The 14,645-nt window shown below is 68.8% G+C and carries 15 protein-coding genes and 2 tRNA genes; 12 read left to right on the forward strand and 5 right to left on the reverse strand.

The window, feature by feature from the left end; translation table 11 throughout:
- Positions 1 to 64: 64 nt before the first annotated feature.
- From gyrB to HQK15_RS18985, 6 genes are all read left to right on the forward strand, one after another.
- Positions 65 to 2,050, forward strand: coding sequence for a DNA topoisomerase (ATP-hydrolyzing) subunit B (gene gyrB, locus HQK15_RS04165; protein ID WP_173490142.1), 1,986 nt, complete (start codon positions 65 to 67; stop codon positions 2,048 to 2,050).
- Between the two features lie 9 nt (positions 2,051 to 2,059).
- Entirely contained in the window at positions 2,060 to 4,633 is a 2,574-nt protein-coding gene (gene gyrA / locus HQK15_RS04170; protein WP_173490143.1) for a DNA gyrase subunit A, read from the forward strand.
- On the forward strand, positions 4,630 to 5,436 hold the full coding sequence (locus HQK15_RS18980) for a DUF3566 domain-containing protein (protein WP_367649057.1): 807 nt from the start codon (positions 4,630 to 4,632) through the stop codon (positions 5,434 to 5,436). Before gyrA ends, HQK15_RS18980 begins: the two co-directional genes overlap by 4 nt.
- 57 nt (positions 5,437 to 5,493) lie before the next feature.
- Positions 5,494 to 5,568, forward strand: a tRNA-Ile gene (locus tag HQK15_RS04180).
- Between the two features lie 159 nt (positions 5,569 to 5,727).
- Positions 5,728 to 5,803 (forward strand) — tRNA-Ala (locus HQK15_RS04185).
- A gap of 272 nt (positions 5,804 to 6,075) precedes the next feature.
- A complete protein-coding gene (locus tag HQK15_RS18985) occupies positions 6,076 to 6,258 on the forward strand; it encodes a zf-HC2 domain-containing protein (protein ID WP_173490144.1) in 183 nt (60 codons plus the stop codon).
- On the opposite strand, the gene HQK15_RS04195 is transcribed toward HQK15_RS18985, so the two are convergent.
- Entirely contained in the window at positions 6,259 to 6,711 is a 453-nt protein-coding gene (locus tag HQK15_RS04195; protein ID WP_173490145.1) for an RNA polymerase sigma factor, read from the reverse strand.
- Positions 6,712 to 6,918: 207 nt separating this feature from the next.
- Here HQK15_RS04195 and HQK15_RS04200 point away from each other — a divergent pair, with 207 nt between their 5' ends.
- The 5 genes from HQK15_RS04200 (at position 6,919) to HQK15_RS04220 (ending at position 12,346) form a co-directional block, all read left to right on the forward strand.
- The gene (locus HQK15_RS04200) at positions 6,919 to 9,093 is read left to right on the forward strand and encodes a glutamine synthetase III family protein (protein ID WP_173490146.1); all 2,175 of its coding nucleotides are present in this window, start codon (positions 6,919 to 6,921) and stop codon (positions 9,091 to 9,093) included.
- A gap of 198 nt (positions 9,094 to 9,291) precedes the next feature.
- Positions 9,292 to 9,813, forward strand: a complete 522-nt coding sequence (locus HQK15_RS04205; RefSeq protein WP_173490147.1) for an RNA polymerase sigma factor — start codon at positions 9,292 to 9,294, stop codon at positions 9,811 to 9,813.
- Complete coding sequence (locus tag HQK15_RS04210; protein ID WP_173490148.1) at positions 9,800 to 10,525, forward strand: hypothetical protein; 726 nt, start codon at positions 9,800 to 9,802, stop codon at positions 10,523 to 10,525. The genes HQK15_RS04205 and HQK15_RS04210 overlap by 14 nt, the downstream gene beginning before the upstream one ends.
- Positions 10,526 to 10,622: 97 nt before the next feature.
- Positions 10,623 to 11,723, forward strand: coding sequence for an S-(hydroxymethyl)mycothiol dehydrogenase (locus tag HQK15_RS04215; RefSeq protein ID WP_173490149.1), 1,101 nt, complete (start codon positions 10,623 to 10,625; stop codon positions 11,721 to 11,723).
- A complete protein-coding gene (locus HQK15_RS04220; RefSeq protein ID WP_173490150.1) occupies positions 11,720 to 12,346 on the forward strand; it encodes an MBL fold metallo-hydrolase in 627 nt (208 codons plus the stop codon). The genes HQK15_RS04215 and HQK15_RS04220 overlap by 4 nt, the downstream gene beginning before the upstream one ends.
- A 22-nt stretch (positions 12,347 to 12,368) precedes the next feature.
- Here HQK15_RS04220 and HQK15_RS04225 read toward each other — a convergent pair whose 3' ends face one another.
- The 4 genes from HQK15_RS04225 to HQK15_RS04240 all read right to left on the reverse strand — a co-directional run bounded on the left by HQK15_RS04225 (position 12,369) and on the right by HQK15_RS04240 (position 14,019).
- Complete coding sequence (locus tag HQK15_RS04225) at positions 12,369 to 12,557, reverse strand: DUF3618 domain-containing protein (protein WP_173490151.1); 189 nt, start codon at positions 12,555 to 12,557, stop codon at positions 12,369 to 12,371.
- Entirely contained in the window at positions 12,547 to 12,966 is a 420-nt protein-coding gene (locus HQK15_RS04230) for a phage holin family protein (RefSeq protein WP_173490152.1), read from the reverse strand. Before HQK15_RS04230 ends, HQK15_RS04225 begins: the two co-directional genes overlap by 11 nt.
- On the reverse strand, positions 12,963 to 13,280 hold the full coding sequence (locus HQK15_RS04235; protein ID WP_173490153.1) for a hypothetical protein: 318 nt from the start codon (positions 13,278 to 13,280) through the stop codon (positions 12,963 to 12,965). The genes HQK15_RS04230 and HQK15_RS04235 overlap by 4 nt, the downstream gene beginning before the upstream one ends.
- Positions 13,281 to 13,362: 82 nt before the next feature.
- Positions 13,363 to 14,019 carry an NAD(P)H-dependent oxidoreductase gene (locus tag HQK15_RS04240; RefSeq protein WP_173490154.1) on the reverse strand — a complete coding sequence of 219 codons (657 nt, stop codon included), beginning with the start codon at positions 14,017 to 14,019 and terminating at the stop codon, positions 13,363 to 13,365.
- Between the two features lie 134 nt (positions 14,020 to 14,153).
- On the opposite strand from HQK15_RS04240, the gene HQK15_RS04245 reads away from it, so the two are divergent.
- Positions 14,154 to 14,642, forward strand: a complete 489-nt coding sequence (locus HQK15_RS04245; RefSeq protein WP_173490155.1) for a MarR family winged helix-turn-helix transcriptional regulator — start codon at positions 14,154 to 14,156, stop codon at positions 14,640 to 14,642.
- Positions 14,643 to 14,645 lie beyond the last annotated feature (3 nt).

Consider the following 14,645-nt stretch of genomic DNA (forward strand, 5'->3'; position numbering starts at 1 on the left):
GACTCGCCGCCTCCCAACGGTGGGTAAGCCGTGAGACGCACAGAATCGCCCGTATACTGGTCAGGTGAGCCAAACTCCAGATCCTGAAGCCTCGTACGACGCCAGCAACATCCAGGTTCTCGAAGGCCTGGACGCCGTGCGCAAGCGTCCGGGCATGTACATCGGGTCCACCGGAGAGCGCGGACTGCACCACCTCGTCTACGAGGTCGTCGACAACTCGGTCGACGAGGCCCTGGCCGGCTACGCCTCCCACATCAAGGTCGTCATGCAGGCCGACGGTGGCATCCGCGTCGAGGACGACGGACGCGGCATCCCGGTCGACGAGCACCCCACCGAGAAGATGCCGGCCGTGACGCTGGTGCTGACGTCGCTGCACGCCGGCGGCAAGTTCGGCGGTGGCGGCTACAAGGTCTCCGGTGGCCTGCACGGCGTCGGCGTCTCGGTGGTCAACGCTTTGTCGACAAAGCTCTTTGTCGAGGTCAAGCGTGACGGCTACCGCTGGACCCAGTCGTTCACCTACGGTGCGCCGGACGCTCCGCTGGAGCGTCACGAGAAGACCGACGAGACCGGCACCACCACGACCTTCTACGCCAGCGCCGACATCTTCGAGACGGTCGACTACAGCTACGACACGCTGGAGAAGCGGTTCCGCGAGATGGCGTTCCTCAACAAGGGGCTCGAGCTCGTCCTGCGCGACGACCGTCCCGACGTCGAGGGCGCCGACGGCCCCCAGGGCGACGACCGGCCGCGCGACGCGCGCTTCCGCTTCGACAAGGGCCTGGTCGACTACGTCGACCACATCAACGTCGGCAGCAAGTCGCCGATCCACAAGGACGTCATCTCGATCGAGTCCGAGGACGAGTCCAAGGGGCTGTCGCTGGAGATCGCGATGCAGTGGAACGACAGCTTCGTCGAGTCGGTCCACTCGTTCGCCAACACGATCAACACGCACGAGGGCGGCACGCACGAGGAGGGCTTCCGCGGCGCACTGACCGCGACGGTCAACAAGTTCGCCACGGCGCAGGGCCTCATCAAGAAGGCCACCGACAACCTCTCGGGCGAGGACATCCGCGAGGGCCTGACCGCGATCATCTCGATCAAGCTCGAGGAGCCGCAGTTCGAGGGCCAGACCAAGACCAAGCTCGGCAACAGCGAGGCCCGCTCGTTCGTGCAGTCCGTGCTCAACGACGAGCTCAGCGCGTGGTTCGAGCAGAACCCGACCGAGGGCAAGACGATCGTCCGCAAGTCCCTCGACGCGGCGACCGCCCGCATGGCCGCCCGCAAGGCCCGCGACCTGGCCCGCAACCGCAAGGGCCTGATGGGCGGCGGTGGCCTGCCGGGCAAGCTCGCCGACTGCCAGTCGCGCAATCCCGAGGAGTGCGAGATCTTCATCGTCGAGGGCAACTCGGCCGGTGGCTCGGCCAAGGGCGGACGCGATCCTTATGCGCAGGCGATCCTCCCGCTGCGCGGCAAGATCCTCAACGTCGAGAAGGCCCGCATCGACAAGATCCTGCAGAACGCCGAGGTCCAGGCGATCATCTCGGCGCTCGGCACCGGCGTCCACGACGACTTCGACATCGCCAAGCTTCGCTATCACAAGATCGTGCTGATGGCCGACGCCGACGTCGACGGCCAGCACATCTCGACGCTGCTGCTGACGCTGCTGTTCCGGTTCATGAAACCGCTCATCGACGCGGGGCACGTCTACCTGGCGATGCCGCCGCTCTACAAGATCAAGTGGACCAACGCAGCGCACGAGCTGGCCTACTCCGACTCCGAGCGCGACGGACTGCTCGCCGCCGGCAAGGAGGCCGGTCACCGCCTGCCCAAGGAGGCACCGGTCCAGCGCTACAAGGGTCTCGGCGAGATGAACGACTCCGAGCTGTGGGACACCACGATGGACCCGGCCCAGCGCGTGCTCCGCCAGGTGACGCTCGAGGACGGGGCGGTCGCCGACGAGATGTTCACGATCCTCATGGGTGAGGACGTCGAGCAGCGCCGCTCGTTCATCCAGCGCAACGCCAAAGACGTCCGCTTCCTCGATATTTAAGGCTGATCCATGACTGACACCACGCCTCCCCCCGAGCACGACCGGATCGAGCACGTCGAGCTGCAGGTCGAGATGCAGCGCTCCTACATCGACTACGCCATGAGCGTGATCGTGTCGCGAGCCCTGCCCGACGTGCGCGACGGCCTCAAGCCCGTGCACCGTCGCGTCCTCTACGCGATGTACGACGGCGGCTACCGCCCCGACCGTGGGTTCAGCAAGTGCTCGCGCATCGTCGGTGACGTCATGGGTCAGTACCACCCCCACGGCGACACCGCGATCTACGACACCCTCGTCCGCCTGGCCCAGCCGTGGGTCATGCGCGCACCGATGATCTCCGGCCAGGGCAACTTCGGCTCGCCGGGCAACGACGGCGCGGCCGCCATGCGATACACCGAGTGCAAGCTCGCGCCGATCGCCATGGAGATGGTGCGCGACATCGACAAGAACACGGTCGACTTCCGCCCCAACTACGACGGTCGCTCCCAGGAGCCGACGGTCCTGCCGTCGCGCTTCCCCAACCTGCTGGTCAACGGCTCGGCGGGCATCGCGGTCGGCATGGCCACCAACATCCCGCCGCACAACCTGCGCGAGGTCGCCGACGGCGCCCAGTGGTCGCTGGCCAACCCGGACGCGTCGAAGGAAGAGCTGCTCGAGGCGCTCATGGAGCGCATCAAGGGCCCCGACTTCCCGACCAACGGCCTGATCGTCGGCACGACCGGCATCGACAACATGTATCGCACGGGTCGTGGCTCGATCATGATGCGCGGCATCGTCGACATCGAGGAGGACACCCGCGGTGGCCTGAGCCTGGTCATCAAGGAGCTGCCCTACCAGGTCAACCCCGACAACCTCGCCGAGAAGATCGCCGACCTCGCGATCAGCGGTCGCGTGCAGGGCATCGCCGACGTCAACGACGAGTCGTCGTCGCGCGTCGGACGCCGCCTGGTCGTCAAGCTCAAGCGCGACGCCGTCGCGCGGGTCGTGCTCAACAACCTCTACAAGCACACCGAGCTGCAGTCCAACTTCAGCGCCAACATGCTCGCGATCGTCGACGACGTCCCGCGCACGCTGACCCTCGACGGCTTCATCAGCAACTGGATCACGCACCAGATCGAGGTCATCCAGCGGCGCACCCAGTACCTCCTCGACGAGGCCGAGGCCAAGGCGCACATCTACCGCGGCCTGGCCAAGGCGCTCGACGCGCTCGACGACGTCATCGCGCTGATCCGGCGCAGTCCCACCGTCGACGAGGCGCGGACGGGCCTGATCGACCTGCTCGACATCGACGAGCTCCAGGCCAACGCGATCCTGGAGATGCAGCTGCGCCGGCTCGCGGCCCTCGAGCGTCAGAAGATCATGGACGAGCTCACCAAGCTCGAGCTCGAGATCGCCGACTACCAGGACATCCTGGCCAAGCCGGAGCGTCAGCGTCAGATCATCTCCGAGGAGCTCGCCGAGCTCGCCGAGAAGTACGGCGACGACCGCCGCTCGCCGATCGTCCCGGCCGACGGGGACCTGTCGATGGAAGACCTCATCCCCGACGAGGAGGTCGTGGTCACCATCACCAAGGGCGGCTACGCCAAGCGCACCAAGACCGATCTCTACCGGGTGCAGAACCGGGGCGGCAAGGGTGTCCGGGGTGCCGCGCTGCGCGGCGACGACATGGTCGACCACATGTTCTCGACCACCAGCCACCACTGGATCCTGTTCTTCACCACGGCCGGTCGCGTCTACCGGGCCAAGGCCTACCAGCTGCCCGAGGCCGGCCGCGACGCCAAGGGCGGACACGTCGCCGGGCTCCTGTCGTTCCAGCCCGACGAGGAGATCGCGCAGGTGCTGGCGATCCGCGACTACGAGCAGGCGCCCTACCTCGTGCTCGCGACCAAGAAGGGCCTGGTCAAGAAGACCCGGCTGCTCGACTACAACAGCCCGCGCCAGGCCGGCGTCATCGCGATCAACTTCCGCGACGACGACGACGAGCTGATCGGCGCCGAGCTGGTCACGCCCGACGACGACCTGCTGCTGATCTCACGCAAGGCCCAGGCGATCCGCTTCCGTGCCGACGACGAGCAGCTGCGGCCGATGGGCCGGGCGACGTCCGGCGTCACCGGCATGAAGTTCCGCGAGGCCGACTCGATGCTGTCGCTGTCGGTCATCCGCCGTTCGGCCGACGCGCTCGAGCAGGTCGAGGTGCCCGAGGCCGACGAGCTGTTCGTCTTCACCGTCACTGACGGTGGCTACGCCAAGAAGACGCCGATCGATCAGTACCGTTTGCAGGGACGTGGTGGACTGGGCATCAAGGCCATGCAGATCACCGAGAACCGCGGCGAGCTGGTGGGAGGCCTGGTGCTGGTCGACACGGACGACGTCATCTCGGTGACGGCCAGTGGACAGGTGACCCGCAGCCTCGTTTCTGGGGTGAATCCGACCGGCCGTGGCACGATGGGTGTGAGCTTCGTGAAGTTCAAGGGGGATGACCGCGTGGTGACCATCGCGCGCAACACCGAAGTCCTCCAGGACGAGGCCGCGACCGAGATGACGCCGACCGACGAGACGCAGGCAGACGGGGACAAGGACCAGTGACGGACGAGACCGAAGGCACGAGCAACGCTCCCGGGTCGGGAGCCGGCGACGCCGCGCCCACGCAGGCCATCCCCAGGATCCCGAAGCCCGCGGCCAAGAAGGCGCCGGCGAAGAAGGCTCCTGCCAAGAAGGCGCCTGCGGCGAAGAAGACTCCTTCCGCCGGCACCTCGCAGACCGACAAGGGACGCCCTCGCGACGTCACGGTCGCGGCGGCAGCCAAGGAGGAGTCGGTCACGGCCGACGTCACCAAGCCTGCTGACAAGAAGCCTCAGGCGAGCCCCGGCCCGCAGGGACGCCCCCTGACCGCAGCCGACTATGCGCGCACGACCAAGCCATCCCCGTCGACGACCGCCGTCATCCCGGCGGTCAAGGACAAGCAGGACGACAAGAGCGGGGCCCCGAAGGTGACTGTGACCCCGACTCCGGCCGGCGGCTCCGGCCGCCGCGCGAGCCTGCGCCTCACCCATGTCGAGCCGTGGTCGGTGACGCGCCTGGCGTTCGCCGTCTCGGTGGCCCTCATGATCGTCGGCGTCGTCGCCGCGGCCATCTTCTGGGTGGTCCTCAACATCGTCGGCGTGTGGGACCAGATCAACGACTCCCTCACGTCGGTGCTCAGCGACGACTCGTCGAGCTTCGACGTCAAGGACTACTTCGGCTTCGGTCGCTTCGTCGGACTGACGCTCGTGCTGTCGGCGATCAACGTCGTCCTGATGACGATCCTGGCGACGATCGGCGCCCATCTGTACAACCTCGCCGCCCAGCTCATGGGTGGCGTCGAGGTCACGTTCTCCGAGGAGAGGTGACGCATCGACCCCGATTGGGATCGGTGAACGCGGTGCGGTAAAGTTCATCGCTGTTGCGGGCGTATAGCTCAGCTTGGTTAGAGCGCTTCCCTGATAAGGAAGAGGTCCCAGGTTCAAGTCCTGGTACGCCCACTCAACGAGGAGGTCCCATGAAGAAGATCGTCGCCCTCGGGCTCGCGGTTGCAGGAGTCTTCTGGGCACTCGGCAAGACGAACAAGGAGACGCCGGTCGACACGTGGTCGGCCGGCACCGACCGTCTCTGAATCCCCACTCGCTCGTCGAGCGAGACCGGGGGCCGTGGCGCAATTGGTAGCGCACCTGCTTTGCAAGCAGGGGGTTAGGGGTTCGAGTCCCCTCGGCTCCACCATCACGAAGGCCCTCGCCCCCGATCTTGGGGCGGGGGCCTTTGCTCGGCTCCGCCATCACGAAGGCTCCCCACCCGGGTTCGGGTGGGGAGCCTTCGTCGTTGTGTATCCCCAGCTGTGCACACACCTGTGGATAATTACACGGCTGTTTTTCCGCAGGTCAGAACCACAATTCACCGCTCAGCGGGCCGATCCGAGGGACCACTCAGGACAGGGTGTCCGGGGTGACCAAGCAGTGCGCCGACCGGCGACGAATGACGAGCATGAGGACCCAGTGGCTGTGCACAGCGGAGTGACCGTCAGCCCGCACGACCTCGTGGGTCCCTACGCGGTGGGTGCACTGGACCTGATGGAGGTCGTGCGGTTCGAGCACCACCTCGAGGAGTGCTCGCGGTGCCGGACCGAGCTGCGGACCCTGCGTGCGGCCGCCGCACGACTGGTCGATCCCGAGCACTGATCAGACCGCCAGCGTCCTGAGAGCGGACGCGAGCTGCCGGGCGACGACGCCGGGCGAGAGGGACAGCACGTCTGCCGCCTCGCGATAGGTGTGTCCGCCGAATCGGCACAGGCCCAGTGCGAGACGCTCCTGGATCGGGAGGGCCTGCATCTCGGCCAGGACTGTTGACGGTGCGGTCGGGATGCTCGGCACCTGCGGCGGGCCGGACGCGGGGATCCGGCAGCACCACGCCAGGTGCAGTGCCGCCGACAGCTGCTGGAGCGAGGCGGGGCCTCCCACGTGCGCGACGACCGCCTGGACCACGATCTGCTCGGCGATCTCCGGGTCGTCGGTCAGGAGCATCGCCAGCAGGTGCAAGGTGCTGCCATGTCGGTCGAACACCGCAGCGGCAGCCTCCTGGTCGGCGAGGGTGACGGGGTGTGGCGCGCTGACATCCAGCTGGGTGTCGTGCATCGTGGTGCCCTTCGTTGGTCGAGGGTGTTCCTGGGTGTCCCATCGGCAGCCGGACGCGGCAGACGAGGACGAAACCTATGCACTTGCCGCCGCCGATCTACATGGCGCCGAATCGCCGCCGATATCGATCCGTAACGCGGGTGGACGATCCTGACGGTGAGGTCGTGTCGAGGGACGCGACTGCCCCCCCGAGAAGGAACGATCACCATGAGCGCTAACCCCGTCCGGCTGCAGGCCATCACCGACGTCGAGGCCTACGTGCCGCCGGCGCCCAGCTTCAGCGCCGACGAGACGCCCGGCGAGATCTTCGGCATGAACGTCTTCAGCAAGTCGGTCATGCAGAAGCGCCTGCCGAAGTCGGTCTTCAAGTCCGTCATGGCAACGATCGAGAACTCCGAGATCCTCGACCCGCTCATCGCGGACGCCGTCGCCTCGGCCATGAAGGACTGGGCGCTCGAGAAGGGTGCGACCCACTACGCGCACGTGTTCTATCCCCTGACCGGATTCACCGCCGAGAAGCACGACGGATTCTTCGACCCGGTGGGCGACGGCACCGCGCTGGCCGAGTTCGCCGGCAAGACGCTGGTGCAGGGCGAGCCGGACGCGTCGAGCTTCCCCAACGGCGGCCTGCGCAACACCTTCGAGGCGCGGGGCTACACCGGCTGGGACGCCACCAGCCCGGCGTACATCCTGGAGAACCCCAACGGCAACACGCTCTGCATCCCGACGGTCTTCATCTCGATGACCGGTGAGGCGCTCGACCACAAGACGCCGCTGTTGCGCGCGCAGCAGGCGATGGCGGTCCACGCCGAACGGGTGCTCAAGCTCTTCGGGCACGACCCGGCCGCTGTCGTGTCGTACGTCGGTCCCGAGCAGGAGTACTTCCTGATCGACCGTCACTTCTTCGTCGCCCGCCCCGACCTCCTCAACTCGGGCCGGACGCTCTTCGGCGCGAAGCCGCCCAAGGGCCAGGAGTTCGACGACCACTACTTCGGCGCGATCCCCGAGCGGGTCCTCGGCTTCATGGCCGACACCGAGCGCGAGCTGTTCAAGCTCGGCATCCCGGCCAAGACCCGCCACAACGAGGTCGCCCCCGGCCAGTTCGAGATCGCCCCGATGTTCGAGGCCGCCAACGTCGGCGCCGACCACCAGCAGCTGCTCATGACGACCTTCAAGACCGTTGCCCGCAAGCACGGCATGGAGTGCCTGTTCCACGAGAAGCCGTTCGAGGGCGTCAACGGCTCGGGCAAGCACGTCAACTTCTCGCTCGGCAACGCGACCGAGGGCAACCTGCTCCTGCCGGGCGACACCCCGCACGACAACGCGCAGTTCCTGGTGTTCTGCGCAGCCGTCATCCGCGCCGTCCACCAGTACGGCGGCCTGCTGCGCGCCTCGGTCGCCTCGGCCAGCAACGACCATCGCCTCGGCGCCAACGAGGCGCCGCCGGCGATCATCTCGATCTTCCTCGGCGACCAGCTCGCGGGTGTGTTCGAGCAGTTGGCCAAGGGACCGGCGACCTCGTCCAAGAGCCGAGGCACCCTGCAGATCGGCGTCGACACCCTGCCGGTGCTGCCGACCGACCCGGGTGACCGCAACCGCACCAGCCCGTTCGCGTTCACCGGCAACCGGTTCGAGTTCCGCGCTCCGGGCTCGCTGCAGTCGGTCGCCGGCCCGATGACGACGATCAACGCGATCATGGCGGAGGCGCTCGACCACATCGCGACCAAGCTGGAGACGGCGATCGAGCTGGGCACCGAGCTCAACACCGCGGTCCAGGAGCTGCTCACCGAGCTCATCACCGACCACGGCTCGGTCGTCTTCAACGGCAACGGCTACTCCGACGAGTGGCAGGTCGAGGCCGCGGAGCGCGGGCTGCCCAACCTGCGCACGACCCTCGACGCGCTGCCCGAGCTCATCACCGAGTCGTCGGTGCAGCTCTTCGAGCGCTACGGGATCTTCTCCGAGAGCGAGGCGCACAGCCGCTACGAGATCGGGCTCGAGCACTACGCGCAGAGCATCATGGTCGAGGCGCTCTCGACCCTCGAGATCGGTCAGACCTCGGTGCTGCCGGCCGCGGTGCGCTACCAGACCGAGCTCGCCACGAACGTGAGCGCGCTCAAGGCGGCGGGCGTCGAGGCCGATCTCGACCTGCTCGAGGAGGTCAGCACCGCGATCGCCGCACTGCGCGTCGGCATCGGAGCGCTGCGCAACGCGCTGCACGCCGACCACGGCGAGGACGCGCTGGCCGAGGCCACCTACGCGCAGACGTCGCTGCTGCCGGCGATGGCCGAGGTCCGCGCCGCGGCCGACTCGCTCGAGGCGATCGTGGCCGACGACCTGTGGCCGCTGCCGACCTATCAGGAGATGCTCTACATCCTCTGATCCTGTGGCCCCGTGCGGACGGGGGACGTTCCCTCCAGTCGTCCCCCGCCCGCACGGTCTGCTGCTGGTCTTGCTGCACGCGTGACCCGATCGGCCCGCCCGGACATCCACCGGTGTGCAGAAAAGCTTGTGCGTGACCGCCCGCTCGATGACGGACATCAGTATGTTGAGCGAACTGTCGGTCGGAGGAGGCGCTGCGTGGACTCGGGCGACTTCACGGCGTTCTTCCGCGACGTCCAGCCTGCCCTCGTCCGCTACGTCACGCGCATGAGCGACCCCGACACCGCCCAGGACGTCGTCTCCGACACGATGGCCACGATGTGGGGCAAGGACCTGCCGGCACCCACCACCGAGATCGAGTGGCGCCAGACCCGCAGCCTCGCCTACCGGGTCGCGGAGGGGCACCTGCGCAACCGTCGCCGCGGCGATCGCCGCCGCGACGCGTTGGCGCAGAAGATCCGGCTGACGACGACGCCCGAATCCGCGGTCGAGCCTGACCTGGCCGACGGCGTCTTCACGGGGGGCGAGGCACTCGACCGACTGGCGGCACTACGTCCCACCGATCGCGACGTCATCGCGCTCGTGGTCGATGGCTTCAGCCTGGCCGAGATCGCGGCGATCCTCGACTGCAGCGTGGCGGCGGTCAAGATGCGGGCGCTGCGGGCGCGCAAGAACCTGCGAACCGTGCTCGGCAGGGAGGTGCACCATGTCGACGAATGAGGACGACGACCTCCTCGACGAGATCCGGGGGCTCGCCGAGGAGGTCGGCCTCACGCCGCGGGCGTACGAGCACGACGAGGTGGCCGCCGAGGAGATGCTGGAGCAGGTGCTGGCCCAGCCGAGGGCGAGGGCGAGCCGGCCGCGGCGCTGGCGACCTGTCGCCGCATCCGTGGCCGTGGCCGCCTCGGTCGTCGGGCTGTTCGCGCTCAACGGTGCGATCAGCGGGACGGGCGACACCGCGTCGTCCGAAGCGGCGAGCGGTGCGGCGGTGGGCTCCTCCGACAGTGCTTCCGGCGGTGCCGCCTCCCCGGCCCCCGAGCGAGCCGAGGGCTACAAGGCCAACCTCGACGGCTCGCTCGGCGCGACGCTCGACGAGGACTCCTCGCGGTTCAACCGGATGTCGGCGGCCCCCACGATCGTGGTCGCCGATGACGTGCGGGTGGGGTCACGGACGAGGGCCACGGTCGTGGAGACCTTGCGCGGCGACGTGGCAGCAGGGACGCGCATCGAGGTGCGTGACAGCGACCTCGCACTGTCGATCGGGCTGTCCGGCTCGCGCCGGCACCTCTACATCCTGGCTGGCCCGGGTCCGTACGAGGTGTACGGCTCCTACGTCGAGACGACCCCGGGCGTGTTCACCTCGGCCCGGGTCGGCGACGCGGGACCGGGTCGCAGGATCGTGCTCGACGAGCTGCGCGCGTCGCTCGAGTGATCGACGGTCCGACGCCCGTCAGCGACGCTGCGGTGGTGCCGCAACCGGGTGGCCGATAGCGTCGGGCCTACCGCCGTTCATCCCCCGAGGAGCCCGCATGTCGCAGATCGTCCGAGGAGTCGTCGCCCGTGAGAAGGGCGCGCCCGTCACCGTCGAGAACATCGTGATCCCCGACCCGGGTCCGGGCGAGGCCGTCGTCGACATCTCGGCCTGCGGTGTCTGCCACACCGACCTGCACTACCGCGAGGGCGGCATCAACGACGAGTTCCCGTTCCTGCTGGGTCACGAGGCCGCCGGAGTCGTGGAGTCCGTCGGCGAGGGCGTCACCGACGTCGCGCCGGGTGACTTCGTCGTGCTCAACTGGCGTGCGGTGTGCGGCAGCTGTCGCGCGTGCCTGCGCGGTCGCCCGTGGTATTGCTTCAACACGCACAACGCGAAGCAGAAGATGACGTTGGAGGACGGCACCGAGCTGTCGCCGGCACTGGGCATCGGCGCGTTCGCCGACAAGACCCTGGTTGCCGCCGGTCAGTGCACCAAGGTCGACCCCACCGCGTCGCCCGCGGCCGTCGGCCTGCTGGGCTGCGGCGTGATGGCCGGTCTGGGTGCCGCGATCAACACCGGCAACGTGCAGCGCGGCGACTCGGTCGCCGTCATCGGCTGCGGTGGAGTCGGCTCCGCGGCCATCGCGGGTGCTCGTCTGGCCAACGCCGCCACGATCATCGCGATCGACCTCGACGACCGCAAGCTCGAGTGGGCCAAGGGCATGGGCGCGACCCACACGATCAACGTCGGCGAAGCCACCGCGAACGGCGGCACCGTGGTCGAGGCCATCCAGGCGCTGACCGACGGCAACGGCGCCGACGTGGTCATCGACGCGGTCGGTCGTCCCGAGACGTGGAAGCAGGCGTTCTACGGCCGCGACCTCGCCGGCACCGTGGTGCTGGTCGGCGTGCCGACGCCCGACATGCAGCTCGAGCTGCCCCTGATCGACGTCTTCGGTCGGGGCGGGTCGCTGAAGTCCAGCTGGTACGGCGACTGCCTGCCGTCGCGTGACTTCCCGATGCTGGTCGACCTCTACCAGCAGGGCCGTCTCGACCTCGACGCGTTCGTCACCGAGACGATCGGCATCGACGACGTCGAGGCCGCGTTCACCAAGATGCACCACGGTGACGTCCTGCGATCGGTCGTCGAGCTGTGAGCGCGGGCATCCAGAAGGTCGTGACGTCCGGGCAGTTCTGCCTCGACGGCGGCAGCTGGGACGTCGACAACAACGTCTGGCTGGTGGGTGACGACGCCGAGGTGCTGGTGATCGACGCACCGCACGACGCCGCGGCGATCCTCGACGCGATCGACGGCCGCACGGTCGTCGCGATCGTCCTGACCCACGGGCACAACGACCACATCAACGCGGCGGTCGAGCTCGGCAGGGCCACCGGCGCGCAGGTCTGGTTCCCGCCCGCCGACCGCATGCTGTGGGACGCCGAGCACGACTCGCCGCCGGACCAAGAGCTCCACACCGGCGCGACCTTCGAGGTGGCCGGCACGACCCTGCGGGCGATCCCGACGCCGGGGCACTCGCCCGGCAGCACGTGCCTCTACGCGCCCGACCTGGGCGCCGTCTTCACCGGCGACACGCTCTTCAACGGTGGGCCGGGCGCGACGGGCCGGTCGTACTCGGACTTTCCGACGATCATCGAGTCGATCCGCGAGCGACTGCTCGACCTGCCCGACGAGACCGTGGTGCACACCGGCCACGGCGACGACACCTCGATCGGTGCCGAGAAGCCGCACCTCGACGAGTGGATCGCGCGCGGCGCCTGATCCCTCGGTGACGCCGCCGGTGTCAGCGTCCGCGGGGCCAGAGCAGGGCCGCGGCGGTGAGACCGGCGGCGACGATCAGGGCGGCGGCGAGGGGACGCTTGTCAGCGTCCTTGGCGCGCGCCTTGACGTCGAGCTTGGCGGCGAGGGCGTCGACGGTCTCGCCGAGGTGCTCGCGCGTCTCGGCGATCTCGGCCTCGAGGTCAGACGTCATCGTGGGCTCCTTCGGTGCCGTGCTTGGCGGTGTCGATGTCGGCCTTGACGCTCTCGACCCGGTCGTGGGGCGCGTCGCCGGCGTGGCTGATGCTGCCCTTGCCGACCAGCGCTGCGATGGCCGCGGCCACGAAGAGCACGAGGGTCACGATGCCGGCGGCGATCCATGGTGCGAGGCCCTCGGCGATCGCGAGGATGATCGTCGCGATCAGCGCCGCCAGGCCGTAGAGGGCCAGCGTGCCGGCCAGGCCGAAGAGCCCGGCGCCGATGCCGACCCGTTTGCCCGTCTCGGCCAGGTCGCGCTTGGCCATCTGCATCTCGTCACGGATGAGCTGGGAGATGTCCTCCGTGGCCTGCACCAGCAGCTGGCCGGTGGACGCCTGGTCGGTCGGCGTGCGCTGGTCGCTCACGAGGGGTTGCCCCCGAGCGGCGCGGACGACGTCTCGTCGACCGGCGGGCCGTCCTCGTGGGCGCCCTTGACCCGGTCGGCCACACGGGACGCGACGTCGGTCGCGGTCTCGGCGACCTTCGACCCGACGCGGCTGCCGGCCTCGGCACCCGCGTGCTTGGCCTGGGTCTGGACCTCGTCGACGACGTCCTGGACCTTCGGGTTGTTCCAGGCCTTGGTGGCCTGGGTCGCGATCTGGTCGTAGCGCTCGCGTCCGGCGCGGGAGCCGAGGACGTATCCGGCGGCCGCGGCGGCGAGCAGAGTCAGCTTCTTCACCGTGCATCACTCCTGGGTTGACGGTTCTGAACCCTCGTCGTACCCCGTCCCGCGCGGATGACACCTCGGACGGGGTCTGACCTCAGACCGGGGCGCGCAGCTTGAGCGTCACCGAGCGGCCGCTCGTGCGGGCTGCCTCGTGCGACTCCGTCAGCTGCTGGCGGGCGAGGTCCCGCAGCTCGGCCATCTGGGGCGTGACCTCGGCGAGCGTCAGCTCGGTCTCGATGATGTCGAGGTCGAGCTGCCAGACATCCGCGAGGATGCGGCGGATCCAGGCCGTGCCGTGGTCCCACCCGGCGCGCGGGGTGCCCTCGCCGTAGCCCCCGCCGCGGGTGACGACGAGGAAAGCGGGCTTGCCCTTCACGGTCTCGGTGCCGGGCGCGAACCGTGGATCGGTGATCAGGGTGTCGACCCAGGTCTTCAGGTGCTGGGACACGCCGAAGTTGTACAGAGGTGCGGCGATCACCACGACGTCGGCGTCGACCACCTCGTCGGCGAGCGCGGCGGCGCTGGCCCTCGCGTCGCGCTGCTCGGGGCTCCACTGCTCCTCGGGGGTGAACCCGGCGAGTGCCGCGGTCGACCAGAGGTCGCTCGGCACCGGGTCGGCGGCGACGTCGCGGGCGACGACGGTTGCGTCGCCGAGCTCTGCCGCGATCGAGTCGACCAGGGTGTCCGCGACGGCGCGGCTGACGGATCCGTTGACGCGGATGCTCGAGTCGAGTCTGAAGATGCTGCTCATGTCATGTGCTCCTGTGGTCCTGAGGTGGGCGCTTCGCCCTTTCCCATATAGTCTTGCACACAGATCATATTGACAACAGATGGTATTGAAACGTGATGATCGTCATGTCCGAGGTGCGAGATAGACTGCGACCCATGACCGAGACGACCGCCCAGCCCGCTCAGGCGGCTGCCGGCGACTTCGGTCAGGCCCTCAGCGCGCTGCTGCGGCGCTACCTCGAGGGTGCGCGCGACGTCGTCGACGACGTCCCCGGCGGCCCGCGCGGATTCCAGGTGCTCTCGGTGTCGTCCGAGGGGGCCTGCAGCAACCAGGCGACGATCGCCCAGCGGCTCGGCATCGACCGCACCGTCATGACCTACCTGGTCGACGACCTCGAGCGGGCCGGCCTGGTCGAGCGCCGGCCCGATCCGGCCGACCGTCGGGCCCGGCAGGTCGTGCTGACGTCGCGCGGCGAGACGGTCCTGGCGCAGTCGCAGGAACGGCTGGGCGAGGTCGAGCGAGCGGTCCTCGGCGGGCTGCCCGAGGATGACGCCGAGACGTTCCGGACCCTGCTCGGGCGTGCGGTGGTCGACGCACCGGCCGACCACGGCACGTGCGACGGCGCCGACCTCCCGACCTGCTGACGC

Origin of the sequence: Aeromicrobium stalagmiti (assembly GCF_013283745.1) — a bacterium.
Lineage (GTDB): Bacteria > Actinomycetota > Actinomycetes > Propionibacteriales > Nocardioidaceae > Aeromicrobium > Aeromicrobium stalagmiti.